We start from the raw sequence: 13,541 nt of genomic DNA on the forward strand, positions 1-13,541 counted from the left end.
TTCACCGGTCCACCGCCTCGTCGGCGATGAGCGCGTCCAGGCGACGCTCGATCGCCGAGTGCACCCGCCCGTGCAGCTCGTCCGTCGACAGCGTGCCGTCGATCTCCCATGCGCCCGAGATCGACGTGACGATGTACTCGATGAACGCTTCGGTCCGCAGGTCGTTGAGTCCGGTGCTCCACGCATCCGGGTCGTCGAGCAACTGCCGTCCCAGGTCCAGGGTCGTCGGCGCGCTCACTTGGCCCCCTCCGCCGCAGGGGCTTCCTCGCCGCGAATGCGCGCCAGCTCGGCACGCGTTTCGCTAACCGGCACGGCACCCGACTCGACCCGCTCGATCAGCTCCGCGTACTGCCGGATCAAGTCCACCGACACCTCATCGGGTGCCTCGGGCTTGTGCTTCCGGGCCAGAAACTCCTCAAGGTCCGCGATCTCCAGATCCGGCCGGTTCGTCACCGGATCCGCCGACACCACCCGCGTCCGGATCCCAAACCGCGACGGCACCCGCAAATCCATGCTCATCCGGGCCACCGCCTTCAAGTGCTCGTCGGCCCGATCGTCGTAGGCTTCGCACACCGGCCGCGGGAACCGCTCGTAGGCCGCGATCGCGTCGCGCACCGCACTCACCCCGAACCGCTTCTCCAGCCGCGTGAACTGGTCGAGCACGTCGTAGACCTGCACACCGTGCGCCCACTCGGCCGCCTCGATCAGCCGCAGCGCCCGGCGCACCGCACGCTGGCGGTGCAGCGGAAGCCGACGCTGCCGCTTCGACACCAGCGCCAGCCGGACCTGCGCCCGCACAGCATTGATCTCGCTGCGCAGGTATTGAAGCCAGGTGTAGCCCTCGTCCTCGGGCTCACCACTAAGCCGCTCAGGTGGTAATGCGGTAAATTCGGTGTCGAACATGCTGTTCTCCAGGGTGTTCGTCTCGACGGGCCGCCCGGTCGTGCCTGCAAGCTGGGCCGGGTGGTCCTTCATTTCGGTGTGCAACATGGCGATCACGCCACTTCTGCGGGCGCTGCCGTGAGCAGGTCGGCCCCCTCCAAGAACGCGATCAGGTCGGCGACGACGACGCGGTACGCCTTGCCGATCCGGATCACGCGCACGGGGAACTCATCGCTCTGCGCCAGCTCGTAGCTCTTGGTACGACCGAGGCCGAACACCGTGCCAGCGCTAACGATGTCGGTGGTCGCTCCCCAGGTTCTGATTTCGTCCAGTTGCGGCGGTTCGACTGCTCTAGCCACGCCTACTGCTCCCATCGTGTCGATCCGACCCGTTTTTCCCCCATACGGCGGCAGATCGGATCACCTGGACGTACGATGCGTCACCAACGTTCAGGTTGTCAAGTCGGCACGTTCCGCGTGTCGCGGCCACGAGCATCGTGTAGGTATGATCCGATACGACGCGGTACGACTCGGTACGACATGGCGCTACACCAGGAGGTCGAAGAACGTGTTGAGCGACACAGTCGGCGAACAGGTCACAGCCTGGCGACAACGACGAGGCTGGAACCGCGAGCGACTGGCGGAAGAGTGTGCGCGCCTCGGCATGCCAGAGTTGACACATGCGGCAATTACCAACATCGAAAGCGGGCGGCGCAAGGAAGGAAAACGGCGACGAACAGTCAGCGTCGACGAACTTGCAGTTCTCGCGTTAGCATTGGACGTTCCCCCGTTAATCCTTCTGTCGCCGTACCCAGATGGCCACGGGGTCGAAATTACACCAAAAGTAGCCACCGCAAGTTACTTTATATTCACCTGGTTCCCGGGTGACGAACTCATGCCAAACGTCGCCGAAACCAGCGATGAGACAATGGAGGAATACGTCGAGAAGCGTGATCGACTATTCGCCGCAGCTGAGCCAATCAGCCAGATCCGACTGCACGCAAACATGCTACTTGTGCGCAACGGCTACGGAAATCAGATCGTCGACATCATGAATGAGATCAACCAGGCGACAGACCCACAGGTCAAAGCCTTAACTGAGGCGAACCGCGATTACCTACTCGGAGAGATTCAAAAACTTGACGAATCCATCGTTCAAGTCCGAGAAGAAATGAAAGATAACGGCTGGGCCCCACCGGTTCTCCCCCCCGCCCTCGACTACCTCGAAAAGAAGACATCCGAAGACTATAAGAATAACCCTTCCGACAAGTCCGGCTCCGCATACCTACAGACAGTAATGGCAGGTGAGGAAATCCAAGCAAGCGTAAATCGCGACATATTTGGAACCAGCAAAAGAAAGGACTCCGAATGACCGCAGGCGGAATTAGCAGACACTGCAGATGCCGCGACGAAAACGGCAAAGACCTCGGCGCACGCTGCCCGAAGCTGAGAAACCGCAAGCACGGCGTGTGGAAGCTCAACCTGGAGCTTCCGGCCGGGCCAGACGGCAAGCGGCGCGCGTTCCGCCGCAGCGGGTACGCGGTGAAAACCGCAGCTGCAGGCGCATTGGAGCCGGGCGCGCAGGACGACCTCGACCGCGCGCGCGAGCTGCTGAACCTCGCGCAGGACGAGGTCGACACCGAGAAGGTCGTCGAACTGCTGCTCAGCCTCGGCCGGGGAGAGCCGCTGCCCAGCACCGACTCAGTGCGGACTCTGCTGGCCGCCAGCTTGTCGCTCACTGACAAGGCCACAGTGGCCGACTATCTGCGGGCGTGGCTGCCGACCATCGGGGTACGTCGCGCAACGCGCGTCCTGTACGAGGGTCACATCGACAACTACCTCGTACCGAAGATCGGCAAGCGCCCGAAGAACCGGCTCAGCGTCGCGCACCTCACGGAGATGCTGGCCGAGATCGAGGACGACAACGAGCGCATCCGTCAGAACAACGCGGACCGAACCTTCCTGACTCAGTTGATTCGGGAGACGCCTTCGCGCGCTAAGAAGCGGGAGCTGCGCGAGCAACTGGCCGCGCTGCCGCCGTACCGCAGGACCGTCGGGAAGTCGACGCAGCAGCGGATCATCGCCACGCTGCGGAAGGCATACAACGACGGGATGAACCCCCAGCAGGGGCTGACGTTCAACCCGGCGACCCACGTGAAAGTGTCCGCGAAAAAGCACAAGCCAATGGTGTGGACGCCCGCACGCGTCGAGAAATGGCGGGAGACGGGACTCCGGCCCGGGCCGGTGATGGTGTGGATGCCGGAACACGCCGGCGTGTTCCTCGACTACGTCGAGGTCGAGGCCCCCGAACAACTGCCGATGTGGCACCTGTTCCTCTACCGCGGACCGCGACGCGGCGAAGTCGCCGGCCTCAGCTGGACGGAAGTGCACGACGCGACAAGCGAAGTCGAGATCCTGACCCAGCTCACCGAGGTCGCCTACGAGGTCGAGGAGGGCGAGCCGAAGTCGGAAGAGAGCAATCGGCGGTTCGGCATGGACGCGACCGGGATGCAACTCCTCCGCGAGCACCGGGTGCGGCAGACCCGCGAGCGGCTGCGACTCGGCCCGGCGTGGGTGGACTCCGGGAGGGTATTCACGCGCCCGGACGGGTCGGCGCTGCGGCCGTCGTGGATCGGTGACGAGTTCGCCCGACACGTCGAGGCCGCGGGGCTCCCGCCGGTGCGACTGCACGACCTTCGCCATGTCGCGGCCACGCTGATGCTGCTCGCGGATGTCTCGATGAAGGTCGTGCAGGAGACGCTCGGACACGCGTCGATCGCACTCACCAGCGACGTGTACTCCAGCGTGCTGCCGCAGATGTCGCAGGCGGCGGCCGAGGCTGCGGTGTCCGTGGTGCCTCGGCGCGGCGCATCCGCGCAACCTGCGCGCAACCCGGGCACTGAACCGACCGATTTGAACGCTCGCCGAACGAGCTAATTCGCGCTAACCCGCTGTTCAGCGGGGTTCTGCCGTGGAGCCGGCAAGGGGGTTCGAACCCCTGACCTTCTGTTTACAAGACAGATGCTCTACCAACTGAGCTATACCGGCACGCACCCGGCGACGGGCGCGCCAAAAGTATATCGGGCCGCTTCCGCCGCAGCCGGACAACCCGCCCTAACTCCCAGGTCAGCACCGGAAATAGGCAAGATCCAACCCCATGCGGCACGATCGGTGGCAGGTGTGTCGGACACCACTGCAACAGCTGGGGCGGTACGGCCGATGGTCCCCGGGAACGAACGAGGAGGTGGGGATCGATCATGAAGATCAACGAGCGTGCCGGCCAGGGGGCTGCGCGCAGACGGTGGCCGATTCTCGAGCCTCCGCACCCGCGCTCCAACCAGCGGCATCGGCCGAATCTGCTGCGCCGGCGCGCTTGGCACATTCTCGAGGCTCCGACCGCCGAACAGCCCGCGGTCGAGTCCGAGGAGGCGATCGGTCCCAAGCCGCCGGACGACGCGACCGTCAACTTCGTCCTGGATCTCACGCTGCGGATCGGCGAAGTGCAGATGGCCAGCGGCGCCGGGGCTTCCGACGTCACCGCGACCATTCTCGCGCTCACCTCCGCGCTCGGGCTGCCGCACTGCGAGGTCGACGTCATCTTCACGTCGATCACCGTCACCTGTCACCGGGGGACCGACCTCGCGCCGGTGACCGCGTTGCGAGTGGTCCGTTCGCGCAGCCTCGACTACACCCGGCTGACCGAGACCGAGGCGCTCGTGCGCCAGATCGTCCGCGGCAACACCGGGGCGGAGGAAGCGGTCACCGAACTGGACCGGATCACCTCCGCGCCGCACCCGTACGCGCGCTGGACCGCGACCGCCGCCTGGGGCGGGCTGGCCGGGTTCATCACGCTGCTGCTCGGCGGGGGCCTCGACATCGCGCTCGTCGCGATGGTCATCTCCGCCGCGGTCGACCGAATCGGCAGGCTGCTCAACAAGGTCAACCTGCCGTTCTTCTTCCAGCAGGTGGTCGGCGGGCTGTTCGCGACGCTGTCGGCGATGGTCATAGTCAGCAGCAACATCCTGACCACCGACCGGCCGACGCTGGTGGTCGCGGCGGCGGTCACCGTGCTGCTGTCCGGGCTCTCCACGGTTTCCGCGGTGCAGGACGGGATCACCGGCTATTACGTCACCGCGTCCGGCCGCACGATGGAAACCGCGTTGATGAGTGCCGGGCTGATCGCGGGCGTCGTGCTCGCGCTGCGGCTCGCGGTGATGCTCGAACTGCCGCGCACGCCGTTGCCCGACGTCCCCGCCTCGACCGCGCAGCACTTGCCGATCATCGTCGTCGGCGGGGCCGGCGCGGCCGCCTGCTTCGCGCTCGCCTCGTACTCGAAGCTGCGCGCGATGCTCGTCGCCGCCGCGGCGGGCGCGATCGGTGCGCTCGTGTACGGCGCGTTGATCATCGCGACGCTCGACGCGGTGAGCGCTTCGGCGGTCGCGGCGACGCTCGTCGGGTTCTGCGGCGGCGTGATGGCGCGGCGGCTGAAAGTTACTCCGCTCGTGGTCGCCGTGTCCGGGATCACTCCGCTGCTGCCCGGTCTCTCCACCTATCGTGGTCTATACCAATTAGCGGTTTCGCCAGGCGGGAACATCTCGACCCTGATGACCGCGGTCGCCATCGGGCTCGCCCTCGCGGCGGGCGTTGTACTGGGCGAATACCTCGCCCAGCCGGTCCGCACCGGCCTCGGCAGGCTCGAGCGGAAGCTCTCCGGACCCCGGCTCGCCGGGCCGATGGAACCGACCGAACGGCGTTTGGAGTAACCAGTTGGTCACCGGCCGGTCACTCCTCGCGCGCTAGGGTTTCTCTTGGGGCCGCGACCCGCCGAGGACGAGGGAGCAGCTGGAGTGACTGACGCGATTGCCGACCGGAACAGCGGACCGTCCGCGGATTTCGTCGTGGTGGCCAACCGGCTGCCCGTCGACCTCGAACGGACCGCGGACGGGGAACAACGCTGGACCGCCAGCCCGGGCGGACTCGTTTCGGCACTCGAACCGTTCCTTCGCTCCCGCAAGGGCGCGTGGGTCGGCTGGCCGGGCGTGCCGGACGTCGACGTGGACGAGTTCGACGACGACGGGCTCGTCCTGCACCCGGTGTCGCTCAGCTCGGCCGAGGTCCGCGACTACTACGAGGGCTTCTCCAACGCCACGCTCTGGCCGCTGTACCACGACGTCGTCGAACGGCCGGTTTTCGACCGGTCCTGGTGGGACAGCTACGTGAAGGTCAACCGCCGCTTCGCCGAGGCCAGCGCCGCCGTCGCCGCGCAGGGGGCGACCGTGTGGATCCAGGACTACCAGCTGCAACTGGTGCCCCGGATGCTCCGCGAGCTGCGGCCCGACCTGCGCATCGGCTTCTTCCTGCACATCCCGTTCCCGCCGGTCGAGCTGTTCATGCAGCTGCCGTGGCGCGCGGAGATCGTGCGCGGCCTGATCGGCGCGGACCTGATCGGCTTCCACCGGCCCGGCGGCGCGCAGAACTTCCTGTGGCTGGCCCGGCAGCTGGTCGGCCTCGAACCCACCCGCGGCGCGGTCGGCGTCCGGTCCCGGCCGGGCATGGTGCAGGTCGGCGACCGCACGGTGCGCGTCGGCGCGTTCCCGATCTCCATCGACGCGGCGGGCCTCGACTCGCTCGCCCGCAGCAAGGGCGTCGTCGAGCGGACCAAGCAGATCCGCCGCGACCTCGGCAACCCCAAGACGGTGCTGCTCGGCGTCGACCGGCTCGACTACACCAAGGGCATCGACCTGCGGCTGCAGGCCCTGCACGAACTGCTGCACGAGGGCCGCCTCGAACCCGGCGACGTCACGTTCGTGCAGCTGGCCACGCCGAGCCGCGAACGCGTCGAGCACTACCAGCGGATGCGCGGCGAGATCGAGCAGATGGTCGGCCGGATCAACGGCGAGTTCGCCCGCGTCGGCCACCCGGTCGTGCACTATTTGCACCAATCCGTGAACCGCACCGAGCTGGCCGCCTTCTTCTCCGCGGCCGACGTCATGGTGGTGACTCCGCTGCGCGACGGGATGAATCTCGTCTGCAAGGAGTACGTCGCGTGCCGCCCCGATCTCGGCGGCGCGCTGGTGCTCAGCGAGTTCGCCGGCGCCGCGGCCGAACTGACCAGCGCTTTCCTCGTCAACCCGCACGATCTGGACGGGGTGAAGAACGCGTTGGAGGCTGCCATTACGCTCGACCCCGCCGAGGGCCGACGCAGGATGCGCGCCATGCGTCGCCAGGTCCTCACCCACGACGTCGACCGGTGGGCGCGTTCGTTCCTCCAGGCGCTGGGTGCCGAACCGGCCGACTGACCCCCTCCCCCGTACCGCGCTGGACCTCCTGAGGAGGAGTGTTGACCGCCGAGGCGTTGCCCGCGGAGCTACGGCGCGCGATCGTGCAGATCGCCCGTACCCCGCGCCTGCTGGTCGCCTGCGACTACGACGGCACGTTGGCCCCCATCACCGCGAACCCGGACGAGGCGCGGCCGCTGCCCGAGTCCGTCGGCGCGTTGAGATCGCTCGCCGGCCTGCACGAAACGACCACCGCCGTGATCTCCGGCCGGGCTCTTCGGGACCTCGCGACGCTGTCGCGGCTGCCGTCCGAGGTCAACCTGGTCGGCAGCCACGGGTCCGAGTTCGACATCGGCTTCATCCACGCGCTCGACGAGGACGCGAAGGCACTGCACCGGCGGCTCGAACACGAGCTGGAACAGCTGGTGCTCGACGTGCCCGGGGTGTCGCTCGAGGTCAAGCCGGCGAGCATCGCGGTGCACGTGCGCCGCGCCGAGCACAACGCGGGCCGGCGCGTCCTCTCGGACGTGCACGAAGGCCCGTCGAAGTGGGAAGGCGTCACGACCACCGACGGCAAGGAAGTCGTCGAGCTGGCGGTCGTGAAGACCGACAAGGGCAACGCGCTGGACACCCTGCGCCACCAGGTCGGGGCCACGGCGGCGGTGTTCCTCGGCGACGACGTCACCGACGAGAAGGCGTTCGCCCGGCTGGCCGGTCCGGACCTCGGCATCAAGGTCGGCGACGGCGAATCGCTCGCCGAGTACCACGTGCCCGACACCGTCGATGTCGCGATGGTGCTCGCGTTCCTCCTGGAAGAGCGGCGCAACTGGCTCTACGGCGAGTCCGCGCCGCCGATCGAGCGGCTGTCGCTGCTCGCCAACGAGCGCTCGGTCGCGCTGGTGACGCCGGACGCGAAGCTGACCTGGCTGTGCCACCCCGGCCCGGACGCCCCCGCGGTGTTCGCCGACCTGCTCGGCGGTCCCGGGGCCGGGCACTTCTCGATCAAACCGCACCGCAACGGGCTCCCGCTCGGCCAGCGGTACCTGCCGAACACGATGACGGTCGAGACGCGCTGGTCGCGGCTGCTCGTCACGGACTATCTCGAGCCGGAAAGCCCCGGGCACCGCACCGACCTCGTGCGCGTGATCTCCGGCGAGGCGGTGGCGCAGGTCGTGTTCGCGCCGCGGCCGGAATTCGGCGGCGTGCCGGTGCGGCTGGTCGCCGAGGCCGAGGGCCTGCGCGTGCTGGGCACGTCGGAGCCGTTCGTGCTGCGCTCGCCGGGCGTCGAATGGTCGATCGCCTCCGATGGGCTGCAGGACACCGCGACCGCGCTCGTCCAGCCGACGCCGGAGCAGCCGGTGGTGCTCGAATTGCGCTGCGGCACCACGGATCTCGCCGCGCACGAACTGTCCGAAGTGGACCGCCGGGACCGGGCGGGCCGGTACTGGAGCGACTGGGCGGCGAAGCTCAAGCTGCCGACCGTGCAGACCGAACTGGTGCGCCGCTCCGCGCTGACCCTGCGCGGTCTGGTCAACACCGACACCGGCGGCGTGCTGGCCGCCGCGACGTCGTCGCTGCCGGAGGAGATCGGCGGGGTCCGCAACTGGGACTACCGCTACTGCTGGATCCGCGACGCCGCGATGACCGTCCGCGAACTGGTGCACCTCGGTTCGCACGAGGAGGCCGAGGGCTACCTGAAGTGGCTGCACGGCGTGCTCGCCACGCTGGCCGGCCCGGAGCGGCTGCACCCGCTGTACACGCTGGCCGGAAGCGTCATCGGCGCGGAGGCGGTCATCGAATCGCTGCCCGGGTACGCCGGTTCGCGGCCGGTACGCGTCGGCAACCTCGCCAACCACCAGGTGCAGCTCGACGTGTTCGGCCCGGTCGTGGAACTGGTCGCGACGCTGGCGGAGGTGCGCGGCGAACTGCGCGACGAGGACTGGCAGATGGTGCGCGCGATGGCCGAGGCCGTCACGCGGCGCTGGAACGAGCCGGACCACGGGATCTGGGAAGAGCGGCACGTGCCGCGGCACCGGGTGTACTCGCGGGTGATGTGCTGGGTGACCATCGACCGCGCGGTGCGGCTCGGCGACGAGTACGGCCGCGACGTCCCCGGCGCCTGGCCGACGCTGCGCGACGAGATCAAGGCCGACGTGCTCGAGCACGGCTGGAACGAAGAGGTGCAGGCGTTCACCACCGCCTACGACGGCACCGACCTCGACGCGGCGTCCCTGTTCGTGGGCCTCACCGGCCTCATCGACCCGGCGGACGACCGGTTCCAGAAGACCGTGACGGCGATCGAGGCCGAACTGCGCAGCGGTTCCACGGTGTACCGCTACCGGCGCGACGACGGCCTTCCCGGCGGCGAGGGCGGCTTCCACATCTGCGCGGCCTGGCTGATCGAGGCGTACCTGTGCACCGGGCGGCGCAACGAGGCCGAGGAGCTGTTCGCGCAGATCGTCGACGCGGCGGGCCCGACCGGACTGCTGCCCGAGCAGTTCGACCCGGTCGCGGAGCGCTCGCTCGGCAACCACCCGCAGGCGTACTCGCACATCGGCCTCATCCGGTGCGCGAATCTCCTTGCCGAGAAGGCTTGATCAGGCAAGCCCGTTAGCACGCCTCGGTGACAAGTGCCGTGAAGGCCGCCTTGCCGGAATCGCATTCCGTTAAGGTGGTCTTCACGAGCATTTGCACGTTCGTTCGGGTTGCCGGCGCGGAGGTGATGCGGTGAAGCAGTACTACGGGCAGCAGTCCGCGGAGTACGCCCCGCTGCCGCCGTTGTTCGCCGCCCGGGTGCGCGTCGCGTCCGTGGTCATCGGGGTTTCGCTGGCGATCGGCACGCTGCTCGTTTTCGGCATCACCGCGCTCGTGAACCGTCCGCTGCACGGGCACAGCCTGCCGCGCGGACTGCTCGGTCTCGCCGCGCTGCTGCTGCCGATGCTGTCCGTGCTCGCCATCGCCGTGGTCGTCCTGTCCGCGCGCCGCTGCCTGCAAGGCGACTACCTGGTGACCGCCAGGGCCCGCGGCACGCGCGCGACGCTGACCGCCTGTTTCACCGTGCTGTCGATCAGCTGCCTGATCGCGCTCGGGGTGTCCGCGCTGGTGGATCTCTGGGGCAACCACGGCAAGCTCGGCTTGCCCGAACTGCTCGCGACCTTCGCGAATTTCGCCATCGGCCTGATCGGCTACAGCGCCGGGCTCTGGTTCGTCCGGCCGTCGGTGAGCACGCTGGAGAAGTTCAGCGACCATCCCATCTGGTGAGGCCGTGAACGCTCGCCCGCGCCGCGGGCAAGAGTGGGTATGCAGGTGACCCACGACGGTCCCGAGCCGGTGTCGACCGGCCCGCAGGACCGCCCCGACCTGGGCGGACCCGATCCCGCCCCGGCCTTCGGGCGGCTGTTCGACGCGCACGCGGCGACCATGCACCGCTACCTCGCGCGCCGCGTCGGCCCGGATGCCGCGCACGATCTCGTCGCCGAGACGTTCCTCGTCGCGCTGCGCCGCCGGGAGTCGTACCGACCAGAGCTGGGCACCGCGCGCTCGTGGCTGTACGGGATCGCGACGAACCTGCTGCGCCACCACGTCCGCAGCGAAACCCGGGCGCTGCGAGCCACCGCGCGACTCGCCAATTCCGGCGACCGCGGCCACGGCGGACACGACACCAGGGTCGCCGAGCAGGTGGACGCACAGGCCCGCGCGGCACAGCTGGCGGGCGCGCTCGCGAAGCTGAGCGTCGCCGACCGCGACACGCTGCTGCTGGTCTCGTGGGCCGGGCTGGAACCGGTCGAAGTCGCCGAGGCGCTCGGCATCCCGCCGGGCACCGTCCGTTCGAGGCTGCACCGGATCCGCAGATGGCTGCGCACCAACGCAGGCGCGTCGACCCGCGAGGAGGCGAAAGACCAGTGAACGACGACACCGTGCGGCATCTGTGGTCCGATGCCGAACTCGACGAGGCCCTCGCCGCGCTGCACCCGCACGAGACAGCCCCCGACCGCACCGAACTCGACCGGGCCCGCGCGAGCATGATGCGGGCCGCCGCGGCAGTGAGCGAATCGGCCGAACCGGTTGTCCCGCAACGGAAAAAGCGCTCCGGCGCGTGGCGGTGGATCGCCGTGGCCGCTGCGGTCGCGCTCGTCACCGGCGGCGTGGTCGTGGTCCGGGAACTCGCCACCGCGCCGACGACACTGGCTCCCGCCGGCCCGGCCGCCCCGGCGGACCGTCGCGAAGCGGGCGCGCCGTTCACCCACGTCGTGACCAAGTACAGCCGCACCGTGCTGGTGAGCGGGAGCAGTGTGTTCAGGGTCCCGGAACAGGTGGACCTGTGGATCCCGGCCGATCCGTCCGGAGTGTGGAAACGACGCTGGACCCGCGCCGAGCCGCCGACGTTGCTCGGCGGGGATCCCCGGGACAGCGCGAAACTGCCCGGACCGTCCCAGGCCGAGGAGTCCGCGCCCGGCGGGCGGTTCACGCGCGACGCCCGCTTCCCCGGAGACGCGGCCGCCAGCACTCAGCTGGGCTGGTCCCAGCCGACCCCGGACTTCGTCGCGGGCCTGCCGACCGACCCGAACCAGCTGACCAATCGCCTCCTGAAGGACCGCATCCCTCCGGAGTTGTCGCCGGCGGGCGACGGGCCGCTGCCGCAGCCGTTGAACTACGGCGCTCCGAAGGACCCCAGCCCCATCACCTATCCGTCGGCGACCGGGATGGTCCTGAACGTCCTCGCTTCCGGGTACGCGTCGCGCGAGCTGCGGGGCGCCTTCCTGAAAGCGATGGACAACCCGGTGCTCGGATTCCAGTTGGTGCAGGACGCTCCGGACTTCGTGCAATACGCGGTGCTCGCCGGCCCGTACCGAGTGCTCGTCTCGCTCAACCGGACCCGGCTTCAGCTGACCGACCTCCAGGTGCTCTCCGCGAGCTCCGTCACCAGGTTCGCGCCCGGCACTCTGGTCAGCTCCGCGCAGTTCTCCTCCGAGACCACCGACCGGGCGGGAGACTGATCATTTCGCGTGGTTCGCCGCGTTGAGCGCGCTCGCCACGTCGGGCACCTCCAGCACCCGGATGCCGTCCGGGAGCTTGCCGGAATCCGGCGGCACCAACGCGTGCGTGAAGCCGAGCCGGGCCGCCTCGGCCAGCCGGCGCCCGACGTTCGGCACCCGCCGGATCTCGCCCGCCAGCCCGACCTCGCCCACCGCGACCAGCCGGGGGGACAGGGCCACGTCGTGCAGCGACGAGGTCAGCGCGAGCACCAGCGCCAGGTCGATGGCGGGCTCGGTGATCTTCATGCCGCCGACCGTCGCGACGTAGACGTCCTTGTCGCCCAGTTTCAGCCGGCCGCGCTTCTCCATCACGGCGAGCACCATGGCGACCCGTGCCGAATCGAGGCCGCTCACGGCACGTCGCGGCTGCGGCATGCCGCTGCTCGACACCAGCGCCTGCACCTCGCCCAGCAGCGGCCGCTTCCCCTCGACCGCGACCGTGACCGCGGTGCCCGGCACCGCTTCCGCGGTCCGGCTCAGGAACAGACCGGACGGGTCCGGCACTCCGACAATGCCGCCCTCGGTGAGCTCGAAACAGCCGATCTCGTCCGCCGCGCCGAACCGGTTCTTGATGCCGCGCACCATCCGCAGCGTGGAATGCTTGTCGCCCTCGAATTGCAGCACCACGTCCACCAGGTGCTCGAGCACGCGCGGACCGGCGACCGAACCGTCCTTCGTGACATGTCCCACGAGCAAGACCGGCAGCCCGCGTTCCTTGGCGAGCGCGACGAGTCCGGAGGTGACCGCGCGGACCTGCGTCACCCCGCCCGGCGAGCCCTCGACCTGCGGCGATGCCATGGTCTGGACCGAATCGACGATCAGCACGCCGGGCTTCACCGCGTCGACGTGCCCGAGGATCGCGGACAGGTCGCTCTCCGCCGCGAGGAACATCTCACCGTGCACGTTGCCGGTGCGCTCGGCGCGCAGCCGGACCTGTCCCGCGGATTCCTCGCCGGTGACGTACAGCGAACGCCCCGCCGTGACCGCCCATTGATACGCGACTTCGAGCAGCAGCGTGGATTTGCCGACCCCGGGTTCACCGGCCAGCAGCGCGACCGCGCCGGGCACGAGCCCGCCGCCGAGCACCCGGTCCAGCTCCGGCACACCGGTGGCCTTCGCCCTGGCCGCCTCGACGTCGACCTCGGCGATCGGCCTCGCGGGCGCGCTCGGTGCTCCTGCGGCCACCCGCGCGATCGCCGGTTTCGCGGAGCCGCGCTCCTCGAGCGTGCCCCACGCCTGGCATTCCGGGCAGCGACCGACCCACTTCGCCGTTTCGTACCCGCATTCCGCGCACCGGTGGACGGTGCTGGTCTTCTTCACCACTCCGCGAGGCTATCGGCGGACAC

At 69.1% G+C, this 13,541-nt stretch carries 12 protein-coding genes and 1 tRNA gene; 8 read left to right on the forward strand and 5 right to left on the reverse strand.

What is annotated here, in order from left to right; genetic code table 11:
• Position 1: 1 nt before the first annotated feature.
• Genes WA670_RS00655 through WA670_RS00665 form a run of 3 tightly spaced genes read right to left on the reverse strand, consistent with a single transcriptional unit; the run spans position 2 to position 1,241 of the window.
• A complete protein-coding gene (locus WA670_RS00655; protein WP_336156666.1) occupies positions 2 to 238 on the reverse strand; it encodes a hypothetical protein in 237 nt (78 codons plus the stop codon).
• Positions 235 to 990 (reverse strand): hypothetical protein, encoded by a 756-nt coding sequence (locus tag WA670_RS00660; RefSeq protein WP_336156667.1) that lies wholly within the window; start codon positions 988 to 990, stop codon positions 235 to 237. Before WA670_RS00660 ends, WA670_RS00655 begins: the two co-directional genes overlap by 4 nt.
• 5 nt (positions 991 to 995) lie before the next feature.
• The gene (locus tag WA670_RS00665; protein WP_336156668.1) at positions 996 to 1,241 is read right to left on the reverse strand and encodes a DNA-binding protein; all 246 of its coding nucleotides are present in this window, start codon (positions 1,239 to 1,241) and stop codon (positions 996 to 998) included.
• 145 nt (positions 1,242 to 1,386) lie between these two features.
• On the opposite strand from WA670_RS00665, the gene WA670_RS00670 reads away from it, so the two are divergent.
• Both WA670_RS00670 and WA670_RS00675 read left to right on the forward strand, forming a co-directional pair.
• The gene (locus WA670_RS00670; protein WP_336156669.1) at positions 1,387 to 2,253 is read left to right on the forward strand and encodes a helix-turn-helix domain-containing protein; all 867 of its coding nucleotides are present in this window, start codon (positions 1,387 to 1,389) and stop codon (positions 2,251 to 2,253) included.
• The gene (locus tag WA670_RS00675; RefSeq protein WP_336156670.1) at positions 2,250 to 3,818 is read left to right on the forward strand and encodes a site-specific integrase; all 1,569 of its coding nucleotides are present in this window, start codon (positions 2,250 to 2,252) and stop codon (positions 3,816 to 3,818) included. The genes WA670_RS00670 and WA670_RS00675 overlap by 4 nt, the downstream gene beginning before the upstream one ends.
• 35 nt (positions 3,819 to 3,853) lie before the next feature.
• On the opposite strand, the gene WA670_RS00680 is transcribed toward WA670_RS00675, so the two are convergent.
• Positions 3,854 to 3,929 (reverse strand) — tRNA-Thr (locus tag WA670_RS00680).
• A gap of 209 nt (positions 3,930 to 4,138) precedes the next feature.
• On the opposite strand from WA670_RS00680, the gene WA670_RS00685 reads away from it, so the two are divergent.
• The 6 genes from WA670_RS00685 to WA670_RS00710 all read left to right on the forward strand — a co-directional run bounded on the left by WA670_RS00685 (position 4,139) and on the right by WA670_RS00710 (position 12,156).
• Positions 4,139 to 5,644 (forward strand): threonine/serine ThrE exporter family protein, encoded by a 1,506-nt coding sequence (locus WA670_RS00685; protein ID WP_037808123.1) that lies wholly within the window; start codon positions 4,139 to 4,141, stop codon positions 5,642 to 5,644.
• Positions 5,645 to 5,728: 84 nt separating this feature from the next.
• Entirely contained in the window at positions 5,729 to 7,180 is a 1,452-nt protein-coding gene (locus WA670_RS00690; RefSeq protein ID WP_037808125.1) for an alpha,alpha-trehalose-phosphate synthase (UDP-forming), read from the forward strand.
• A gap of 41 nt (positions 7,181 to 7,221) precedes the next feature.
• Positions 7,222 to 9,756 carry a trehalose-phosphatase gene (gene otsB, locus WA670_RS00695; RefSeq protein WP_167754079.1) on the forward strand — a complete coding sequence of 845 codons (2,535 nt, stop codon included), beginning with the start codon at positions 7,222 to 7,224 and terminating at the stop codon, positions 9,754 to 9,756.
• 130 nt (positions 9,757 to 9,886) lie between these two features.
• Positions 9,887 to 10,420 carry a hypothetical protein gene (locus WA670_RS00700; RefSeq protein ID WP_037808127.1) on the forward strand — a complete coding sequence of 178 codons (534 nt, stop codon included), beginning with the start codon at positions 9,887 to 9,889 and terminating at the stop codon, positions 10,418 to 10,420.
• Positions 10,421 to 10,459: 39 nt separating this feature from the next.
• Positions 10,460 to 11,065, forward strand: coding sequence for an RNA polymerase sigma factor (locus WA670_RS00705; protein ID WP_134728444.1), 606 nt, complete (start codon positions 10,460 to 10,462; stop codon positions 11,063 to 11,065).
• Positions 11,062 to 12,156 (forward strand): hypothetical protein, encoded by a 1,095-nt coding sequence (locus tag WA670_RS00710; RefSeq protein ID WP_134728445.1) that lies wholly within the window; start codon positions 11,062 to 11,064, stop codon positions 12,154 to 12,156. The genes WA670_RS00705 and WA670_RS00710 overlap by 4 nt, the downstream gene beginning before the upstream one ends.
• On the opposite strand, the gene radA is transcribed toward WA670_RS00710, so the two are convergent.
• Positions 12,157 to 13,518, reverse strand: a complete 1,362-nt coding sequence (radA, locus tag WA670_RS00715; RefSeq protein WP_037808135.1) for a DNA repair protein RadA — start codon at positions 13,516 to 13,518, stop codon at positions 12,157 to 12,159. It abuts the gene before it with no gap.
• Between the last annotated feature and the right edge of the window lie 23 nt (positions 13,519 to 13,541).

The organism is Amycolatopsis sp. VC5-11, from assembly GCF_037034185.1.
Taxonomy (GTDB): Bacteria; Actinomycetota; Actinomycetes; order Mycobacteriales; family Pseudonocardiaceae; genus Amycolatopsis; species Amycolatopsis nivea.

What these genes read in the sequence shown, in the direction of transcription:
- WA670_RS00660 (WP_336156667.1), bottom strand. Translation starts at nt 990, where the DNA reads ATGTTGCACACCGAAATGAAGGACCACCCGGCCCAGCTTGCAGGCACG.
- WA670_RS00670 (WP_336156669.1), top strand. Translation starts at nt 1,387, where the DNA reads ATGATCCGATACGACGCGGTACGACTCGGTACGACATGGCGCTACACC.
- WA670_RS00675 (WP_336156670.1), top strand. Translation starts at nt 2,250, where the DNA reads ATGACCGCAGGCGGAATTAGCAGACACTGCAGATGCCGCGACGAAAAC.
- WA670_RS00685 (WP_037808123.1), top strand. Translation starts at nt 4,139, where the DNA reads ATGAAGATCAACGAGCGTGCCGGCCAGGGGGCTGCGCGCAGACGGTGG.
- WA670_RS00705 (WP_134728444.1), top strand. Translation starts at nt 10,460, where the DNA reads ATGCAGGTGACCCACGACGGTCCCGAGCCGGTGTCGACCGGCCCGCAG.